Annotated in this window: 1 protein-coding gene; it reads left to right on the top strand. The window is 40.2% G+C overall.

Annotation, left to right across the window (positions count from 1 at the left end; all coding sequences use genetic code 11):
- Positions 1-400, top strand: a 400-nt coding sequence (locus EST42_RS06965; protein WP_167711161.1) for a transposase, incomplete at both ends; no start/stop codon positions are given.

Genomic DNA, 400 nt, shown 5'->3' with positions numbered 1-400 from the left:
CAAACATCGAATCAATTTTAAGCATGCCTATTTAACTGATAAAGAAGTTATCGACCACCTACTGGCGCTCTCTGATGAACTGCGTGACGCATACGCTTTCTACCAAGAGATTCTTTACGCCGTCGAAGCCCGTAATGAAGCTGAACTCAAGTCTGTTCTATATCCTACAAAAAACAATGCCAAATACCGCTCATTGCCAACGGCAATGAAGAAGACTCGTCGCACTATCCGTAAACACTTCGACGAAATAATAAACAGTTTTATCTACGGATTCTCAAATGGGCCAATTGAAGGTTCAAACAATAAAATCAAAGCAATTAAGCGCACGGCATACGGGTTCCGTGGTTTCAAAAACTTTCGTCTACGTATTCTTATCTCATTCAAGAATAGTTTCTACTCA

This window comes from Weissella cibaria, assembly GCF_004521965.1.
Taxonomy (GTDB): Bacteria; Bacillota; Bacilli; order Lactobacillales; family Lactobacillaceae; genus Weissella; species Weissella cibaria_A.
The sequence above is the reverse complement of the archived record's forward strand: the minus strand, read 5'-3'. Positions and strand labels throughout refer to the sequence as shown.